Below are 18,111 nucleotides of genomic sequence, written 5' to 3'. Positions count from 1 at the left end.
GTAGCCCAAACAGGTAATTCAAAGCGTCTTGCTAAACCACTGCACACACCAAATATTTTTTTATTAGCTGGATTTTTTGACCACTTTTGATGATGTTGATAGGTATTCATAATGCCTCCTAAGCGAGTTCTTGTCGTTTACTTTTAAGTGCCTGCAACTCTTGCTCAAGTGCAGAGTTTTTAACGAGTTCATCTATCTGCTCAGCCGTATTATGGGCACTATTACTACCCGTTAAGTCGTAAGCATCAACTTGTGACTCAATTGACTCAACGCGCCTTTCTATAATTTCAAAACGCGCGAGTGCATCTGCTACTTTATCGCTATGTAACTGCTGCTTAACTTTTACGCGCGCCTGAAGTACTTGCTCTTTACGCAGATAACTCAGCTGCTTTGCTTTTGCTTCAGTTAACTTATTTTGTAAACGCTGGCAGTCGGCGGTTAATTTTTCTATTGATTCAGCGACGTTAGTAAGCTCAACTTGCTGATTTTGGATTTGAGTAGTAGTACGCTGCTTTTCAAGTAATGCCGCTTTAGCTAAATCATCGCGGTTTTTAAGCAGTGCTTTTTCAGCTTTAACCTGCCAAGCATCGCTATTTAATTGCTTAGCTGCTAGCTCACGTTTAAGTTGTTTTTCTTGCATTAAAAAAGTAGCGGCTGTCGCACGACACCCAACAAGAGCATCTTGCATTTGCTGGATCAGTAAGTTTAATAATTTTTCTGGATCTTCCGCTTTATCTAAAGCCGCTGAAATATTCGATTGAATAATATCGTTAACGCGATTAATAACACCCATTTGATTCTCCTGTTGATTATCTTTTACAACTAAGAGATTCCAATTCTTATGCCAAGTTACATAGCTAGCATTTTACATATTTAAAATCAATACCTTGGCGATTAAAACTCATAAATTTAGTGACTGTAAGCTGAATGTAAAAATGCTAATTTGACTAAAAAATTAACTTTTTCACTAAATTTTAGGATCAAAAAAAGCCACTTAATAGCAGCTTTTTAGGCAGATTACGGATTACCTACTCGGGCACAAAACTAAGCGCTTTATCCATTACCGATAAATCAGCTTGCTTACCATGACCATTTTCAGACAAATGACGCCTAAATCCTCGTGCACCCGGTTGACCCTGAAATATTCCCAGCATATGGCGGGCAATATGCCAAAAGTTAGCACCTTGGCGCATTTCATCTTCAATATAATCATACATAGCGCGCACAACATCATGGCGTGAAAGTATAAATGGGCTATCACCATAAATTTTTTCATCTACTTCGCTTAAGATAAATGGATTGCTATAAGCTTCACGACCAATCATAACGCCATCTATTTGATTAAGATGCGTTAAACTATCAGCAATTGTTTTAACACCACCATTAATGCTTAAATCTAGTTGCGGGTAATCTTTTTTAAGCTGATAAACACGCGGATAATCAAGCGGCGGGACATCGCGGTTTTCTTTTGGGCTTAACCCACTGAGCCATGCTTTACGGGCATGAATAATAAAGTCATTACAACCCACTTTATGGCTTGCTTCAATCAGCGCACACAAAAACTCATAAGAGTCTTGTTCGTCAATTCCAATACGGGTTTTAACTGTTACCGGAATATCTACCTCAGCCTTCATCGCAGCTACACATTCAGCAACAAGTGCAGGTTCGCCCATTAAGCAGGCGCCAAAGCGGCCTTTTTTCACGCGATCTGATGGGCAACCTACATTTAAGTTTATTTCATCATAGTCACGCTCAGCGGCAAGCTTAGCGCATTTGGCTAAATCATCAGGATCAGAGCCACCTAACTGTAAAGCAACAGGGTTTTCGTGGTGGTTAAAATGTAAATAATCACCGCGACCAAATAAAATAGCACCAGTTGTTATCATTTCTGTGTAAAGCACCGTATGTTTTGTCATTTTACGGTGAAAAGTGCGACAGTGACGGTCTGTCCAATCAAGCATTGGAGCCACACTAAAGCGACGAAAGCTTTGATTTAAAGGAGCTTTATTTTGAGTTAAGGTCTTACCATTCATAAAAATTATTCCAAATTGCCTTACTGGGCACACTTAATTAATCGCGGGGTTTTTAAAAACGTAATTGCTTTTAAAAGTATAAAAATCAAGCGGCGGATTATATACCCAAACCACCTCAAGATGCGAGTTTCAGTTGGAATTAAAAGCGATTTAGGCAAGGCATTGATTGCAAGTAATAGTGGTTCTATTATTAAAATCAATAACGCAGTATAAATCGCTTTAAACCAACCTATTGGGCGTTTCACAGGCACTTACTCTCATCGTTGCTACTTCTTAAAAGGGACTGCCATTGTTGCAAAGTAACGCCTTGATATTAAGCCCCTGCGAAACGCTGAATTCTGCATCTTGAGGTGGCTTGGGTATAAATCAGCTAACCACGTATAACATTGAAGGAGGAAGGTATCTTATTAGGTAGGTCTTAACATTGGCTGCACTTTTGCAAGGAGCGCTATATCATGCTCATCACAAAAGCGAATTAAATAATGCCAAATATCTTAAGGCTTATTCATACTTTGCCAGCTGCTGCGCAGGCTGTTGGCAAAACTGACAAACTTTTCTTTAATGGTACGTTTTATTTTAATTTCAACTGAGCCTAATATCACCTCGCCTTCGATGGTAATCGTCGGACCTTGACGTTTATTAAGCGAGACCGATTTGTTTTCAACACTGCCTATAATACTAAATATTTTTGATACAACATTAACGTGTTCAGGTACATAAATTTCGTCGCTGCCTAATACGCAACGCACATGAATAGTGACGTGTTGGTGTTCAAAAATAGCATCCGTAAAATCAAGCTCAATAGAGCCCAACACGTTAGTTAGGTAAATATGCTTGGGCACTAACCACTGGCCGCTACGTTCGTTAGAACCTAAGATACTACGTAGCTGTAGGGTTTCTTCTGTGCTGTTGTGGCTATAGTTTGGCGTAAATTGCGCATGCTTTTCGCTATGGTAGTTTTTATCTACTTTTAGTTCTAAATCACTGACTAAACCAATCAGTGCTTCATTATTGCTAGCCTCCATGGCTTTATCTAAGCGTCGCTCAAATGCATCAGCAGAGATCACTGCATGGCTGTAGTTATAGATCAGCTGGTCTATCACTTCTTCTCGCACTTGTTCGATGGGACGATCTGCTAATTTTACGCTCATGGTTATTCCTTATATATTTTTAACAAACTAGAAAGCAATACTCACGCCACTTTTTTTACTAATAATATCAGCTAATTATATTTAAATGTAATTATAATCATTAGTTATATTAACGATAGATTAATAAAAAATGCTATTTTATAGTCAATTCTACATTAGCTGAATAAATTACTTGTCCGTCTGTAAATAATTACCAAAGATATTATTCACTGTTAAAGTTAAACCGTAACCTACTGATTATTAATAATTATAATCTTGGCATGCTATTCGCTTAGATATAACTGTCTTTAATCAGAAGGAGAGAGATTATGAAAACATTTAATAAGTCTATGATCGCCGCATTAGTTCTAGGTACAACAGCTATGGGTGCAAATGCTAGTAATTGGGAAAATGAAAGTAAAGATGCGTGGATTGATGGTAAAGCAGAAACCGTTCTGCTAATGAATACCAACTTAAATAATTTTGACATCAATACAGATGTTAAAAACGGCGAAGTCGTTTTAACGGGTAAAGTAAATAACGACCTTGATAAAGAATTGGCTGAAGAGCTAGTGTTAAGCCTTGAAGGCGTTAGTGATATTGATAATCAACTTACCGTGGTTAAAGACGCTAAAACAGCAAATTCTGCGATGGATAAAGAGATGGACGACTCAGAAAGTGATTTAACAGATGCTAAAATTAGCACGGTGATCACTACTCGTTACTTATTTACCTCAGAAGTGGGTGGCACTGACATTGATGTCGATACCGACAATGGTGTAGTAACACTTAATGGTTCTGTTAAATCAGATGCTGAAAAACAATTAGCGGTTAAAATTGCCAAAAATGCTGAAGATGTTCGCAGCGTAGTTGATGAACTGACTGTTGTTGCTGAATAATTTAAGTTATAAATTATCAAAAAGCCCAGTATTGCTGGGCTTTTCTATGTTTAACGGCTGTCTATTTAAGATCAAACACCTTAATCAACTATTTTAGCAAAAGCTTCACCCATGCGGGTCACTGTTTCAGGCTGCTCTGAGTCTAAAATATCCGCTTTATTAGCACCCCAAGCAAGCACCACTGTCGAGCCCAATTTAAAGCGCCCCATTTCTTCACCTTTTTTAAGCGTAATAGCTTGTTCGCCTGATTTAGGGTAGTTCCAGCTAAATACATCTTTACCTGCCGGTGGCGTGACAGTACCCGCCCAAACAGTTTCAATGCTTGCAACAATTGTAGCACCAACTAAGACCATTGCTAATGGGCCAATTTCAGTATCAAAAATAGCCACAACACGCTCGTTACGCGCAAATAGGTTAGGGACATTTTGTGCTGTTAATGGGTTTACAGAAAATAAATCACCTGGCACGTAAATCATTTTACTCAGCGTGCCATCAATCGGCATATGAATTCGGTGATAGTCTTTCGGCGCTAAATAAATAGTCGCAAATTTACCACCAAGCATAGGCTCGCTGTCTTTTTCATTACCACCTAATAACGCTTGTAAGCTGTAATTGTGGCCTTTAGCTTGGATTAACTGTCCATCAACAATGTCACCTAACTGACTAATTGCGCCATCAACAGGCTGGCTAATAATGTCTTTATCTTCAACGAGCGGTCTAACGCCATCTTTAAGAGGACGTGTGAAAAACTCATTAAAAGTTTTATAATATTCTGGGTTCGAATGCTCTGCTTCAGCCATGTTAACTTTATATTGTTTAATAAATAACTTAATTAAACTTGTTGTTAGCCAACCCGCTTTTGCAGCCGCTAATTTACCCACCATGCGTGATAAAAAATGTTTGGGCATTACGTACTGCAGGGTAATTTTTAATTTATCTAAGCTCACTTTTTTTCTTCCTAAAATTATACGCGCGGAGCACGAGCACCGGCACGGCCATCGGCCATTGTTTCTAAAATTCTGTGGTAGCTATCAAAGCGTAACCCTGAGATGTCACCGTCATCCACTGCTTGGCGAATAATACAACCTGGATCGTTCAAATGCTTACAGTCTCTGAAGCGGCAACCACCTATAAATTCACGAAACTCTTTAAAACACCACGTCACTCGCTCAACATCTAAATGCCATAAACCAAACTCACGAATACCTGGTGAATCAATCAAATTACCGCCTGACGGTAAATGGTGTAATCGTGATACGGTGGTGGTATGTTGCCCTAACCCACTATTTTCAGAGACTTGTTTAGTTAGGATTTCCGCATCAGGTAAAACAGTATTAACTAATGTCGATTTACCCACACCACTTTGACCAACAAAAATATTATTTTTGCCTACCAATGCTTGTTTAAGCTCAACGATACCTTCGCCGCTTGTATTACTCACTAATAACACTTGATACCCAAGCCCACGGTAAATATCTAAAGTGCTATTAATAACTGCTAAACCTTCGTCATCTATTAAGTCGATTTTATTCAGCACTAAAATAGGCTCGATACCCATATCTTCACAGGCAACAAGGTAACGGTCGATAATACTCGCGGTAAATTCAGGTAATACTGCCGACACCATTAATATTTGATCGATATTAGCAGCAACTACTTTTACACCGTCGTAAAAGTCAGGGCGAGTTAACTGTGAACGGCGCTCTTGGATTGCTTCAATAACGCCCGCTAAATCACCTTCGCTGACTTTAGCGCGGCGAAAAATAACTTCATCACCACATACAATACCAGACACGGTACGGCGAATATTACAGCGTAAAACTTCACCGGTTTGGGTTTCAATATCCGCATGCTGTCCAAAACGGCTAATCACCACCGCATCTTCAGTGGGGCCTAAATTGTCTGTTTGCCATTGCGAGCCTTCACCTTTTGCAGGTTTGTCACCAGCACTTGATAAACGCTTTTGATGGTTAGCCTTTATCCTACGGGATTGGCCTTTACTTAATTTTTTCTGCTTCGCCACTTTTGGCCTTAAAATAAGTTAAATGTCGGCTTTTTGGAAAAAAAGCTTTAGGTCGACGGTTGATACTAATATGATATATCGAAATGCGCTGGATCTAAAGGAAGCACCGCTTAGGTAATTATGTCTTTTCATAAATCAAATTTAATCTGGCTTGACCTCGAAATGACAGGTCTTGAACCAGTAACAGATAAAATACTCGAAATTGCCACTATTGTCACCGATAGTGAGTTAAACATTCTGGCTGAAGGGCCAACAGTCGCTATTCATCAAAGCGACGAACTGCTCAATGGCATGGATGAATGGTGCACCACGCAACATGGCAAGTCTGGGTTAACAGCACGCTGTAAAGCCAGTAAATTTAACGAGCAAGATGCAGTTGAGCAAACCTTAGAATTTTTAAAGCAATGGGTTCCAGAGGCCACATCACCTATGTGCGGTAACTCGATTGGCCAAGATCGTCGCTTTATGAATAAATATATGCCAACACTTGAAGATTTCTTTCATTACAGAAATTTAGACGTAAGCACAATTAAAGAGCTTGCTCGTCGCTGGAAACCTGATGTACTTGAACAAGTGAACAAAAAAGGCTCACACCTTGCTTTAGACGACATAAAAGATTCGATTATGGAATTAAAAATCTACCGAGAAAATTTCTTTAAATTGTAAAAAACACTTGCAAACACATCGGATTATTGTAAAATCCTGCCCCGCTTAAGACGATAACCCTCGCGGGGTTAATGTGTTTAAGTAACTTGATAATCAATATTTTTTATTTGAAAAATATTGATACGGCACTAGCTCAGTTGCCAGAACGTTCTACCGCGACTTGTCGCGCACAACGGACAAATTACTGACTAACTTGAAATGCGGCACTAGCTCAGTTGGTAGAGCGCGACCTTGCCAAGGTCGAGGTCACGAGTTCGAGCCTCGTGTGCCGCTCCAATTTCAACCAAAGAAATTGCAGCAACTAGATAATTTCAAGTTAAATCTTCAAAATGAAGTTACAATGCGGCACTAGCTCAGTTGGTAGAGCGCGACCTTGCCAAGGTCGAGGTCACGAGTTCGAGCCTCGTGTGCCGCTCCAATTTCAACCAAAGAAATTGCAGCAACTAGATAATTTCAAGTTAAAATCTTCAAAATGAAGTTACAATGCGGCACTAGCTCAGTTGCCAGAACGTTCTACCGCGACTTGTCGCGCACAACGGACAAATTACTGACTAACTTGAAATGCGGCACTAGCTCAGTTGGTAGAGCGCGACCTTGCCAAGGTCGAGGTCACGAGTTCGAGCCTCGTGTGCCGCTCCAATATCTTATTTATATTTTCCCTCATTATTCATTACCAAATATTATTTAACTAATTCTTTTTACTATTTTTTATCCAGCCATAAAAAAACGGCACTCAGTACCGTTTTTTAATTCTTATAGCTTTGTATCAATAACTACCAAATTTTTACGCGATCTTCAGGTTTGATATACATTTTGTCACCTTCTTTGACATCAAACGCTTCATAAAATTCAGGCATATTCGACAAAATACCAATCACACGGTAGTGGCTTGGCGAATGAGGGTCTGTCATTAATCGGTTACGCAGTTCTTCATTACGATACTTACGACGCCAAATTTGTGACCACCCCATAAAGAAGCGCTGATCGCCTGTGTAACCATCAATAATTGGCGCTTTGTCCTTATCACCTAAGGATAGTTGGTAAGCTTTATAAGCAACAGTTAGGCCGCCTAAATCACCAATATTTTCGCCTAATGTTAGTTCGCCGTTTACACTCGCATCTTCAAAAGGTTTATATTCGTTATATTGTTCAACTAACTGACTTGTACGCGCTTCAAATTGCTTAAGGTCTGACTCGCTCCACCAATCACGTAAATTGCCGTCACCATCATATTTAGCACCTTGGTCGTCAAAACCATGACCTAATTCATGACCAATTACAGCACCAATCGCACCGTAATTAACTGCATCATCAGCTTCTAAATTAAAAAATGGGGGCTGTAGAATAGCCGCTGGAAATACAATCTCGTTATTGACTGGATTATAGTAAGCATTCACTGTTTGTGGCGTCATGTGCCACTCAGAGCGATCTACAGGCTTGTCTAGTTTTGCAATCATATCGTCGTATGACCACTGACTATGGCGAATATAGTTACCCACTAAATCATCCGCTTTAATTTCAAGATCAGAGTAGTCTTTCCATTTATCTGGATAACCAATTTTAGGGGTAAACTTATCAAGTTTTTGCTGTGCAGCCACTTTTGTTTCAGGGCTCATCCATTCAAGGTTTTTAATTGCTACGCCATAACCTTTGATCACGTTATCAACCAGCTCTTCCATACGCGCTTTAGCTTCAGGCGGGAAGTTTTCTTTAACGTATACTTTACCTAAAATTTCACCAAGCACACTATTTGATGCATCAACGGTTTTTTTCCACAGTGGCGCTTGTTCTTCAACGCCACGTAAAGTGGTGCTATAAAAATCAAAGTGAAGATCAACTAAATCTTTATCTAATAAGCCTGCATAGTTGCTAATAAAATGAAACTTAAGGTAATTCTGCCACGTAGCTAAATCGGTATCTTTATAAATATCCGCAAGTTTTTCAAAGTAACTCGGTTGACGAACAATAAGCTCTTCGGTGTTAATACCTGACGCTTTAAAGTATGCTTCAAGGTCAAGTTCACCGGTTAACTTACTTGCATCAGCCACTGTCATTTTATTGTATGCTTTAGTGGCATTACGGCTTTCAACACGGCTCCACTGAGCATTGGCAATGCTGGTTTCAAGAGCGACGATACTTTCAGCTGCAGCTTCAGCATCTTTAACACCAGCACGGGTTAATACGTCACTAATATAAGTTTGGTATTGCGCACGAATAGTAGTGAACTTTTCTTCTTCTTTTAAGTAGTAATCGCGATCAGGTAGGCCTAAACCCGACTGAAAAACATAAAGAGCATTTTCACTTGAGTTTTTAGCGTCGTTATTTACATACCAACCAAATGGGACACTTCCGCCTTTGGTGCGAAGATCTGCCATTAACTCAACTAGATCTGATTTATTTTTTATTGTATCAACGCTATCAAGCGTGCCTTGTAATGGTTTTATACCTAGCGCTTCACGCTTGGTTTCGTCCATATAGCTGTTATAAAAATCGGCAAGCTTAGCTTCATCAGAGCCTGGTTCAACATTTGTGTTTGCTGCGGCTTTTTCAAGCACGGTTTTCATGGCTTTTTGCGACTCGTCAAAAAGCTGAGTGAACGAGCCATAATTAGACTTATCGCCCGGAATTTCAGTTTTCTCAAGCCATTGTCCGTTCATGTGATAATAAAAATCATCTTGAGCACGTACAGATTTATCCATGTTCTCAAGTTTTACACCTGAGTTTAATTGTGTTGGCGCTTCGCTTACAGTTGTTTGCTCTGGTGTGTTAACTTCTTGTTGTTTTTCACCACAACCAACTAACCCAAGCGCAAGTGCGATACTTGCCGCGGTGAGTGTTACTTTTTTCATATAAATCTCGTTTGTTAGGTAATTTAATGAACAATTTTCTTATCGATTTTGATAAACCATCGATTGAGCATTCTCAATGCCATCATAAACCGCATTAGCTAAACATGAAAATTGAATATGTAACAAATTTTATCAAAAAGAGGTGAGGTGCATTTTTATGCGATGAAAAGAGGAGTAGAACTCTTGTTAGGACGACTTTATAACGTATTGCCAGTTACAGCAGGTGACAATAAAAAGCGCAAAATACGGTTTAGAAAGTAAGTCTGCGCCTTTCGCTGATACTAATTAGAAGATGAGCTATAAATACTTTTTATCTTATTAATAATTGCTACATTCGCTGCAGGGAAGTTATAATCATCAAGTGCATTAATTACAATCCACCGTCCTTGCTGCCCTTCAGCGCCATGTGCTTCGCCACTAAAGTCATCAACAATGTGTACATCTAAACGCACAGACTTATCATTATAGTCATGTTCAATAACCATAAGTTCTTTGGAGCTATGAACGTTCAGGCTTACTTCTTCACGTAATTCACGTTTAAGGGCCGCTAATACGGTTTCGCCTTGCTCAACTTTACCGCCTGGAAACTCCCATAAACCGCCTTGGTGCTTATCATCTGGACGCTTACAAATAAACAACTGATTACTTTTATAAATAACTCCAACAGCGACATGGATGATTTTTTTTGTCATTTTTTCTATTCCTAAAAATAATTATAAAAAAAGCGACGCTAGCGTCGCTTTTTCTATATTACTACAAGCTTATATTACTTTAACTTACCGCAACATTGCTTATACTTTTGACCGGAACCACATGGGCAAGGCTCGTTACGCCCTACCTTTGGCTCTGCTCGCTGGTTAGCTACAGCGCCTTGTGGTGTTTCGCCACCAACGTGTTCAGCCTCTTCATGTTGATATTCGCGAGGTGTATTTTCGCTTTTGCGATGTTGCTCTTCAACTTTATCAACATCTTCTTCAGCGCGAACTTTTACTTTACTTAGAATACCAACTACATCAACTTTTAAGTTCTCAAGCATTTCTGAAAATAACTCGAAAGACTCACGCTTATACTCTTGCTTAGGGTTCTTTTGCGCGTAACCACGTAAGTGAATACCTTGGCGTAAATGATCCATCGCAGCTAGGTGATCTTTCCAATGTTGGTCTAGGCTTTGCAACATAATCGCTTTTTCGAATTGACGGATAACTGAATCACCTACCATCTCTTCTTTTTGCTTATATGCTTGCTCTACTGACTCTTCAATACGTTCACGTAGCTTTTCTTCGTAAAGTTTATTGTCATCTGCAAGCCATTGAGCAATTGGCAGCTCAATTAAGAAGTCTTGTTTTAAGCGCTCTTCAAGACCTTGAATATCCCACATTTCAGCTAAGCTTTGCGGTGCAATATATTGGTCAATTAAGTTACCCAGTACATCGGCACGAATAACTGCGATGGTTTCTGAAATATCACCTTCTTCTAGTAACTCGTTACGTTGAGAGTAAACTACACGACGCTGATCGTTAGCCACATCATCGTATTCAAGTAGTTGTTTACGTACATCGAAGTTACGTGCTTCTACTTTACGTTGGGCGTTTTCAATTGCGCGATTAACCCATGGATGCTCAATAGCTTCGCCGTGTTGCATACCTAGTTTACGCATCATATTGGTCATGCGCTCACCAGCGAATATACGCATTAATGCGTCATCCATTGATAAGTAGAAACGGCTCGACCCTGCATCACCCTGACGACCCGAACGACCACGTAGTTGGTTATCAATACGACGAGACTCATGACGCTCAGTACCGATAATATGCAAGCCACCAGCTTCAATTACTGCATCATGGCGTATTTGCCATGCATCTTTAATAGCTTTTATTTGTTCATCTGTTGGGTTGTCAAGTTTTTCAATTTCACTACCCCAGTTACCGCCTAATACGATATCAGTACCACGACCCGCCATATTAGTCGCAATAGTCACTGTACCCGGTAAACCTGCGTCTGAAACGATATCCGCTTCTTGAGCATGGAACTTGGCATTTAGTACATTATGCTTAGTTTTTTCTTTACGTAAAAATTGCGATAAGTACTCTGAACTTTCAATTGAAACCGTACCAACAAGTACCGGCTGACCGCGCTCTTGGCAATCTTTAATATCAGCCAAAATCGCTTCGTACTTTTCTTCTTGAGTTAAATACACTAAGTCAGCACGATCATCACGAACCATCGGTTTATTAGTTGGGATAACAACAGTATCTAAACCATAAATTGACTGAAACTCAAAAGCTTCAGTATCGGCAGTACCTGTCATACCCGCAAGAACATCGTACAAGCGGAAGTAGTTTTGAAAGGTAATTGATGCCAGCGTTTGGTTTTCGTTTTGAATTTTTACATTTTCTTTCGCTTCAACAGCTTGATGTAAACCTTCAGACCAACGGCGACCTTCCATAGTACGACCAGTATGCTCATCAACAATGATTACTTCGTTTTCTTTTACAACGTAATCAACATCTTTTTGATACAGCTTATGGGCACGAAGCGCTGAGTAAACGTGGCTTAACAGGGTGATACTGCTTGCTGAATAAAGTGAATCTCCTTCTTCAATCAAGCCTCGCTCAGTTAATAAGTCTTCAACCTTTATTTGACCACGTTCAGTTAAATGAACTTGCTTTGATTTTTCATCAATCGTGAAATCGCCATCGCCTTCTACGCCCTCTTCATCTTCTTTTTCTTGAAGCTCAAGTAACGGAACAACCTTGTTGATTTCAATATATAGCTCAGAACCATCTTCAGCAGGGCCTGAAATAACCAACGGTGTACGTGCTTCATCGATCAAAATAGAATCCACTTCATCGACGACCGCATAATAAAGTGGACGCTGTACACGTTCTTCAATATTAAATGCCATGTTGTCACGTAGGTAATCAAAACCGAACTCATTATTGGTACCGTAAGTTATATCAGCCGTATACGCTTGTTTTTTTTGGTCTGGCATCATGCCTGGCACGTTGCAACCGACTGTTAAACCTAAAAATTCAAACAATGGACGGTTAGTCTCCGCATCACGCTTTGCAAGATAGTCATTCACGGTAATAACGTGAACACCTTTCCCGGTTAAACCATGCAAATAAGCAGGTAAAGAAGCTGTTAAGGTTTTACCCTCACCGGTACGCATTTCTGCAATGCGACCTTGGTTTAAAACCATGCCACCTATTAACTGTACGTCAAAGTGACGCATGCTGTTTACACGTTTCGATGCTTCACGTACCACAGCAAATGCTTCTGGTAAAATGTCATCAAGACTTTGTCCGTCATCGTAACGTTGTCTAAATTCAGCTGTTTTGGCTTTCAGATCTTCATCTGAAAGTGCTTCTAATTGCGTTTCAAGCGCATTGATAAGCGCGACCGTCTTTCTAAGATTTTTAATAGTGCGATCATTGCGACTACCAAAAACCTTGGTAAATAAATTAGATATCATGATAAAACCGTTACAATCTTCTGTTTGTTAGTTGTGTATCAACTAACCCATTTGTTATAATTGATAATTAATATATGGCTTATAAAGAACATATTAATTATCAATTTAATACTTTTCGTATATCAAGCGCCGCTTAATACGTGCGCTACTATAACAGACTCTGCCACACAACAAACTACCCGTTTAACCTGATAGCCATTTTAGTCAAAAAATTAGTGACATATACGTAAAGTTAAAATTATTAGTGTTCTGAATTATCAGCAACTGTATAGATATGGCGGCACTTTATGTCGCTGCAAGCAAAGCGTGACATACACTGGTTAAATATATTAGTAACTTACAATTAATCTGCAACCATTCAATGACATAAAATACAACCATACAATGACATAATGACATAATGACATAATGACATAATGACATAAATATTATTACACTAAAAACAAAAAACCAGCCTTTAAATATAAGACTGGTTTTTTCAATTACTACTCACTGCCTTTTCGGCAGAGTTACATTAACTTAAACATCGAATCGATTGTTTTTATCTTCAGCTGCCTATACGGCAGGTCACATTGAGCGGTCAACTATTATAATAGAGCCGTCATTATCAGCTGCCTATACGGCAGATCACCTTTATTTCGATGGCACATGTAATCCAAATCCATTCTCAGCTGCCTACTCGGCAGGTCACTGCTTTATAGCTGTATTCCTTTCATTCCTTTAATTCTCAGCTGCCTACTCGGCAGGTCACTATAAAAGTAGCTAAGCTTATTTATATAATTCATATAATTAAAAAGCAAATTCAATTTTACCCATATTTTTATATGCTTGCTCAGAGGGTTCTGTTATCAACGGCTTATAATGAAGACATTAATAAAGGTTAATTACTTTCTATTAAAGGTGATAAATCAGGAACCGTGCCCTTAAACTTTTCATTTGAGGAAAAACCATAATTACTCAAGACTGGCTCTGCTTGGCAATCGGCATCTTGCTTTTGAATATGAAGAATATAATCTTCTTGTGAACTCTTACTAGTCATAGCTACCCTATGAAATATATCAATCTCTCGGGGAGCTTCGAGCTTTTTAGGATTAAAATCTTCACCTCTTGCTAATGCTCTTTTTTGCAGGCGCTTTAATCTTCTCCTACTTTCACCTGTGAATATTTTTGCTACCGACTGATTACGTATAAAACGTACTTCTTGGCAACTGTCAGGAACGGTTGAAATTTGGCTTATTTTAAAAAAGCCACAATCTTGCATGTCAACAAAGTATGCTTGCTCTTTAAGGCTGTTTAAAACCTCCATATCCTTATGAACAAAAGCAATTACATTGCCAATTGATGAGTCTGACCAAGCAGGAAACGTAACTCCCATTCCTTCAATATTATGCTTTAAAATAAACCCATGCATGATAGAAATACAACGGCCAGTAAGCAGCGCTAGATTGGCTTGTTTTGGTAAAAAGTGGACTGTGAAGTAATACCTTTGCATAACTACGCCTTTTTAGCCTCTGCTTTTTTCTGGAACATTCCGCCCTTAATCAATACAGAAAATAAATAATAAATAGCTGGGTCTATATTTTCATTTTTATTAGTAATACAATTTTTAAGGGCTGATAAATACCATTCAGTATTTTTGAAAATAGAATAAAAGTTCTGCTCAGAATCGGGAGGACGTCGGGCAATGCCTATTTCTTTATCTGCACCAAACTCATGCACACGTAATCTTTTACTTGCATCCTCATCCCACCAATCATCAATTGACTGAAGCGCTGCACCTATTTTTACTGAATTAAAACTTACAGCGTAACGGCCATCTGCACACTTAGATTTTACAAACTGTTTTGAGGCCTCTCCTTGCTTAACCTTGTCGTTAAGGGTTTGGCTTGGGTAAACCTCTTGGCAAAATGAGGCTTCTATTTTCGCGGTTATATCGGCACTCCAAAACACATTGGGATCAGTTAATGCGCTCTCAATTTCATTACTTAGTTCCTCTAGTACTCTTTGATCATCAGAAGCCCACTTACTTTCCCAAGCCAACTTACGGGTGTTATCGATTAAATAACGATTCCCTTTGCTGGTTTTAATTTCAATTTGAGTGTTACCCGTGTTTTGATTACGCCAAAGCCATGTACCCAACAAAATATTTCGACAATATCTTACAGCTAACTCTTTATAACCCCCGCACTCTTTAAATGTTGTGGCCAACTCTTTTAATAAAGAGAAAATCTCTGGGTCACTACAGCCTGAAGGAGCCAACGAGTTAGCCTTTACCCTCAAAGAAAACCTGCAAAATATATGTTCGACATTTGGAGGCACATAACACTCTTCTAGAGTTAATATATTGTTATGTGTTAAGTCCTGAGGTGAGATGTTTTTTGGAAAAAACTGCGGGGTGAATGCTTCAGTAAAACCAGATTTAGGGCCTCGAATTTTATTAATATCAGCCTCTAGAGGAACAAAATCAGAGTCAGCCGTTTTATAAAAAAACACAGCTTTACCAGGGTAAAGCGAGCGGTCATATTTTAATATATTACATAGTTCCATTAAGTATTTTCCGGTTAAACTTTTTTCATTAGCATAAACTTTTCTTGTGCATCTAGCACCCAAAAAGCGCTATTAAAATAGTTACCAATACCTTTTAACCTAACACTAATGGCCGTTTCGTATTTCACCACTCCTATTGCTGGTTCAGCATAACAATGTAGCTTTTCAAGCGCTCCTACTCTAGCTTTGGCTTCAGTAAGTAACATATACCCCGTCATAGATGGGCTCAATTTAGAGTCGTTATTTAATAGCAAGAGTAGCGCATCTAAATCCCCTATTTTGTGCTCCGTTGGCATTACCCAGCAACCTGATAAAGGGAGTCGCCTTAACTTTTCAAACAGCTGATTTTCATTACTATACAAACAGCACCAATTTACGTTTGAAGAAAGCTGAGGCTGATGCATAACACCACCTGCAAAGGTAGATGGGAAATGCGCTTTCAAAATATCTGGCTCACTATCTACTTTTTGTAAATCATCATCATAGCCATCAATATGTACTATTAAATCAAATACCAAGTCACAGTATTTTCCATCAATAATTCCTGGGCGCTTAAGCTTATTTCGCTGAGCGCCTTGCAGGCTGAGTTCAGGAAGCTTTTTCCCTGCAACCGCAGCGTAATCCTTAATAAACCATGAAAAAGATGTGAATCGTACATTTGTCCTAAGCGCCTCATTAAGTTTTCTTTGGTAGCTATGAAGCATGCCCCAAACAGCGGTTAAAGATGGAATACCTGAGCAGTAAGGGTTCGATAACGCTTGTGCATCAAACACACGCAAGCCGCTTAAATGTAAATAACGAAAATGTTCTTCATCTACTTCTATCGGTTCATTTTTTTGATCTGTAAGGTTGATAAGTAGCCAATGTAAAGCTGCTTTCAAAGGGCTCATTAATTTAGGATGAAAAGCATACCTTTGTGTCATATGCACTTTGCCCAGCATCTCATTTAGTAAGCTAAATAAGGGAATAGTTAGCGAAGGGAGTTCATCGTCGGGCAGCGATAGTATTTTATACTCTAGTTGGTCTGAAGCACTCTCAAGCTGTTCTAAGTCATGCCCATTCTCAATAACGTCCAAGCGCCATTCAAATACAGGTGAAAACCATTCTAAAAGCGTGTTTCTTACTTCTTTAATACTCTTAACTTTTTGTTGTCTACGTTGTTTAAGAGCCAAAGCGTTATTACTAAATATAATACCCTCTAAAGCTTTAATGAATTCCGATTTTAATAGTGCCCCTACGTTAAATACTGTTTGCCCATTATTTAATTTAAATTGTCGAGAACTACTTAAACCATGATATTTATTTAGTATCTTAGGAGGGTAATTAAGCACATTAACAACCCCACCTAAGGAAGCAGCTAACATACTGACAGCAGCAGGACGCGTAAACTCTACATTGCTAAAACGAGCTCGTTTATCAATTGCCGCCTGCTGAATTTTTGATTGAACAACATGGCTAATTACAGGCGTAACAGCTAAGTAACCATCATGATAAGGCATTCTGACTTGGCGAGAATAGCGGTCAACATAGTCAGGGACGTCCTCTTCAAGCAATGATTCTTTAACGGTTGCACATAAGCTTTTAAAAGCCTTAACGGATAACCCAAGAGTGGTAAATGCGGCTTTCCAGTTATCTGAGTACGTAGCCAATACTTGCGCCAAACAATAATCTTCATCTTTCCATTTAAAGTAACTAACAAATAATTTAGCTACATTTACCTTAGCAGAATCATGTGACCAGCCATAGGCTTTAGGATAGTTAGCACTACTCAAAACATAAGGTTGCAGTTGTGGAGGCGCTACACCTAAATTTTGCTTACTTACTCTAATATCAGGGTACTTTAAATTATGAGTATGAAACCACGCTATTTCCTTAATACATTTATTAATATGGTCTTCACTTTTTAAAGCCTGTTTTGCTAGCTGCTTATCCAGTAAGTCATCAACTTGGTTTTTTCGGTAAGTCAGGTTTAACAAAATAATTAAAGCATTGCCTTCGCAACCTGTTATATCAACCGTTGTTGTGTAGGGATTAAAAGCACGACGTAATAACCTATCTCGCTCAGTGGTTTCTGTAATTTCTAACAGTTCTTTTAAATGCATATACTCACCATGCCGACAAATACATTCTAGCTTTGCCATTTCCAAAACTGGTTTTGTACTCTATAACATGCCTTAAAAAAAACACCCCCTTATAAGGGTTGATTCGCTGGTTCATTTTATGACGAGATGCCGTTTGCAAAATACCATCTTGGTACAATCTATATACTTGCTCTACTGAAGTGCCTAATAAACTTGCAGCCTCCAATACGCTTACCAATAAGTCAGCTGTATTTGGTTTTTTAGCTTTAGGATTACCCTCAACCAAAGTAACTAAATAATCGAATAGAGCCCTATAAATAAAGTGAAGTTCTCTCTGCATTTGAGTACTGGGGCAAGCCAAAATAGCATCACCGAAAATAAACTCAAACTCTGTTTTATTAAACAGAC

14 protein-coding genes, 3 tRNA genes and 1 pseudogene are annotated in these 18,111 nt (G+C 38.9%); 5 read left to right on the top strand and 13 right to left on the bottom strand.

Translation table 11 applies throughout. From position 1 onward, the window contains the following. The 4 genes from ACT3RM_RS12645 to ACT3RM_RS12630 form a co-directional block, all read right to left on the bottom strand. Positions 1-110 (bottom strand): PspC domain-containing protein (locus ACT3RM_RS12645; RefSeq protein WP_441993422.1); only part of this gene is annotated, 110 nt, incomplete at its 3' end. 8 nt (positions 111-118) lie between these two features. Further along, positions 119-793, bottom strand: coding sequence for a PspA/IM30 family protein (locus ACT3RM_RS12640; protein WP_441995378.1), 675 nt, complete (start codon positions 791-793; stop codon positions 119-121). Positions 794-1,028: 235 nt separating this feature from the next. Next, on the bottom strand, positions 1,029-2,033 hold the full coding sequence (gene dusA, locus ACT3RM_RS12635) for a tRNA dihydrouridine(20/20a) synthase DusA (RefSeq protein WP_441836078.1): 1,005 nt from the start codon (positions 2,031-2,033) through the stop codon (positions 1,029-1,031). Between the two features lie 494 nt (positions 2,034-2,527). Continuing rightward, complete coding sequence (locus tag ACT3RM_RS12630) at positions 2,528-3,184, bottom strand: LiaF domain-containing protein (protein ID WP_441836079.1); 657 nt, start codon at positions 3,182-3,184, stop codon at positions 2,528-2,530. Between the two features lie 308 nt (positions 3,185-3,492). Between ACT3RM_RS12630 and ACT3RM_RS12625 the strand changes: the two genes are divergently transcribed. Next, positions 3,493-4,062, top strand: a complete 570-nt coding sequence (locus ACT3RM_RS12625) for a BON domain-containing protein (RefSeq protein WP_441836080.1) — start codon at positions 3,493-3,495, stop codon at positions 4,060-4,062. Positions 4,063-4,142: 80 nt separating this feature from the next. On the opposite strand, the gene asd is transcribed toward ACT3RM_RS12625, so the two are convergent. Both asd and rsgA read right to left on the bottom strand, forming a co-directional pair. Continuing rightward, entirely contained in the window at positions 4,143-5,009 is an 867-nt protein-coding gene (asd, locus tag ACT3RM_RS12620) for an archaetidylserine decarboxylase (protein ID WP_441836081.1), read from the bottom strand. Between the two features lie 17 nt (positions 5,010-5,026). Next, positions 5,027-6,085 carry a small ribosomal subunit biogenesis GTPase RsgA gene (gene rsgA, locus ACT3RM_RS12615; RefSeq protein ID WP_441836082.1) on the bottom strand — a complete coding sequence of 353 codons (1,059 nt, stop codon included), beginning with the start codon at positions 6,083-6,085 and terminating at the stop codon, positions 5,027-5,029. Between the two features lie 120 nt (positions 6,086-6,205). On the opposite strand from rsgA, the gene orn reads away from it, so the two are divergent. The 4 genes from orn (at position 6,206) to ACT3RM_RS12595 (ending at position 7,390) form a co-directional block, all read left to right on the top strand. Continuing rightward, entirely contained in the window at positions 6,206-6,751 is a 546-nt protein-coding gene (gene orn, locus ACT3RM_RS12610) for an oligoribonuclease (RefSeq protein WP_441993420.1), read from the top strand. Between the two features lie 200 nt (positions 6,752-6,951). Then, a tRNA-Gly gene (locus ACT3RM_RS12605) sits at positions 6,952-7,027 on the top strand. A gap of 66 nt (positions 7,028-7,093) precedes the next feature. Further along, a tRNA-Gly gene (locus tag ACT3RM_RS12600) sits at positions 7,094-7,169 on the top strand. Positions 7,170-7,314: 145 nt separating this feature from the next. Further along, positions 7,315-7,390 (top strand) — tRNA-Gly (locus ACT3RM_RS12595). Positions 7,391-7,524: 134 nt separating this feature from the next. Here the strand turns inward: ACT3RM_RS12595 and ACT3RM_RS12590 are convergent. The 7 genes and pseudogenes from ACT3RM_RS12590 to ACT3RM_RS12560 all read right to left on the bottom strand — a co-directional run. Beyond that, positions 7,525-9,600 (bottom strand): M13 family metallopeptidase, encoded by a 2,076-nt coding sequence (locus ACT3RM_RS12590; protein WP_441995049.1) that lies wholly within the window; start codon positions 9,598-9,600, stop codon positions 7,525-7,527. Positions 9,601-9,881: 281 nt separating this feature from the next. Further along, positions 9,882-10,292: an 8-oxo-dGTP diphosphatase MutT gene (mutT, locus tag ACT3RM_RS12585; RefSeq protein ID WP_441995050.1), complete on the bottom strand. Its 411-nt coding sequence runs from the start codon at positions 10,290-10,292 to the stop codon at positions 9,882-9,884. A 74-nt stretch (positions 10,293-10,366) separates the two neighbouring features. Beyond that, positions 10,367-13,075, bottom strand: a complete 2,709-nt coding sequence (secA, locus tag ACT3RM_RS12580) for a preprotein translocase subunit SecA (RefSeq protein WP_441995871.1) — start codon at positions 13,073-13,075, stop codon at positions 10,367-10,369. 880 nt (positions 13,076-13,955) lie between these two features. Further along, positions 13,956-14,567 (bottom strand): type I-F CRISPR-associated endoribonuclease Cas6/Csy4, encoded by a 612-nt coding sequence (gene cas6f, locus ACT3RM_RS12575; protein WP_010554110.1) that lies wholly within the window; start codon positions 14,565-14,567, stop codon positions 13,956-13,958. 2 nt (positions 14,568-14,569) lie between these two features. Then, positions 14,570-15,622 (bottom strand): type I-F CRISPR-associated protein Csy3, encoded by a 1,053-nt coding sequence (gene csy3 / locus ACT3RM_RS12570; protein WP_441995054.1) that lies wholly within the window; start codon positions 15,620-15,622, stop codon positions 14,570-14,572. Positions 15,623-15,636: 14 nt separating this feature from the next. Next, positions 15,637-17,724, bottom strand: coding sequence for a type I-F CRISPR-associated protein Csy2 (locus ACT3RM_RS12565; RefSeq protein WP_441995055.1), 2,088 nt, complete (start codon positions 17,722-17,724; stop codon positions 15,637-15,639). Positions 17,725-17,728: 4 nt separating this feature from the next. After that, positions 17,729-18,111 (bottom strand): annotated as a pseudogene (locus ACT3RM_RS12560) (TniQ family protein); the annotation flags it as partial.

Origin of the sequence: Pseudoalteromonas sp. AOP7-A1-14, from assembly GCF_052376275.1 — a bacterium.
GTDB lineage: Bacteria > Pseudomonadota > Gammaproteobacteria > Enterobacterales > Alteromonadaceae > Pseudoalteromonas.
Note: the sequence above shows the minus strand (reverse complement) of the source record. Positions and strands in the feature narration are given on the sequence as shown.

Bases quoted from the DNA above. Each gene is read 5' to 3' on its own strand.
- dusA (WP_441836078.1), bottom strand. From the start codon at position 2,033: ATGAATGGTAAGACCTTAACTCAAAATAAAGCTCCTTTAAATCAAAGC.
- ACT3RM_RS12640 (WP_441995378.1), bottom strand. From the start codon at position 793: ATGGGTGTTATTAATCGCGTTAACGATATTATTCAATCGAATATTTCA.
- orn (WP_441993420.1), top strand. From the start codon at position 6,206: ATGTCTTTTCATAAATCAAATTTAATCTGGCTTGACCTCGAAATGACA.
- csy3 (WP_441995054.1), bottom strand. From the start codon at position 15,622: ATGGAACTATGTAATATATTAAAATATGACCGCTCGCTTTACCCTGGT.
- secA (WP_441995871.1), bottom strand. From the start codon at position 13,075: ATGATATCTAATTTATTTACCAAGGTTTTTGGTAGTCGCAATGATCGC.
- ACT3RM_RS12630 (WP_441836079.1), bottom strand. From the start codon at position 3,184: ATGAGCGTAAAATTAGCAGATCGTCCCATCGAACAAGTGCGAGAAGAA.
- cas6f (WP_010554110.1), bottom strand. From the start codon at position 14,567: ATGCAAAGGTATTACTTCACAGTCCACTTTTTACCAAAACAAGCCAAT.
- ACT3RM_RS12565 (WP_441995055.1), bottom strand. From the start codon at position 17,724: ATGCATTTAAAAGAACTGTTAGAAATTACAGAAACCACTGAGCGAGAT.
- ACT3RM_RS12590 (WP_441995049.1), bottom strand. From the start codon at position 9,600: ATGAAAAAAGTAACACTCACCGCGGCAAGTATCGCACTTGCGCTTGGG.
- mutT (WP_441995050.1), bottom strand. From the start codon at position 10,292: ATGACAAAAAAAATCATCCATGTCGCTGTTGGAGTTATTTATAAAAGT.
- ACT3RM_RS12625 (WP_441836080.1), top strand. From the start codon at position 3,493: ATGAAAACATTTAATAAGTCTATGATCGCCGCATTAGTTCTAGGTACA.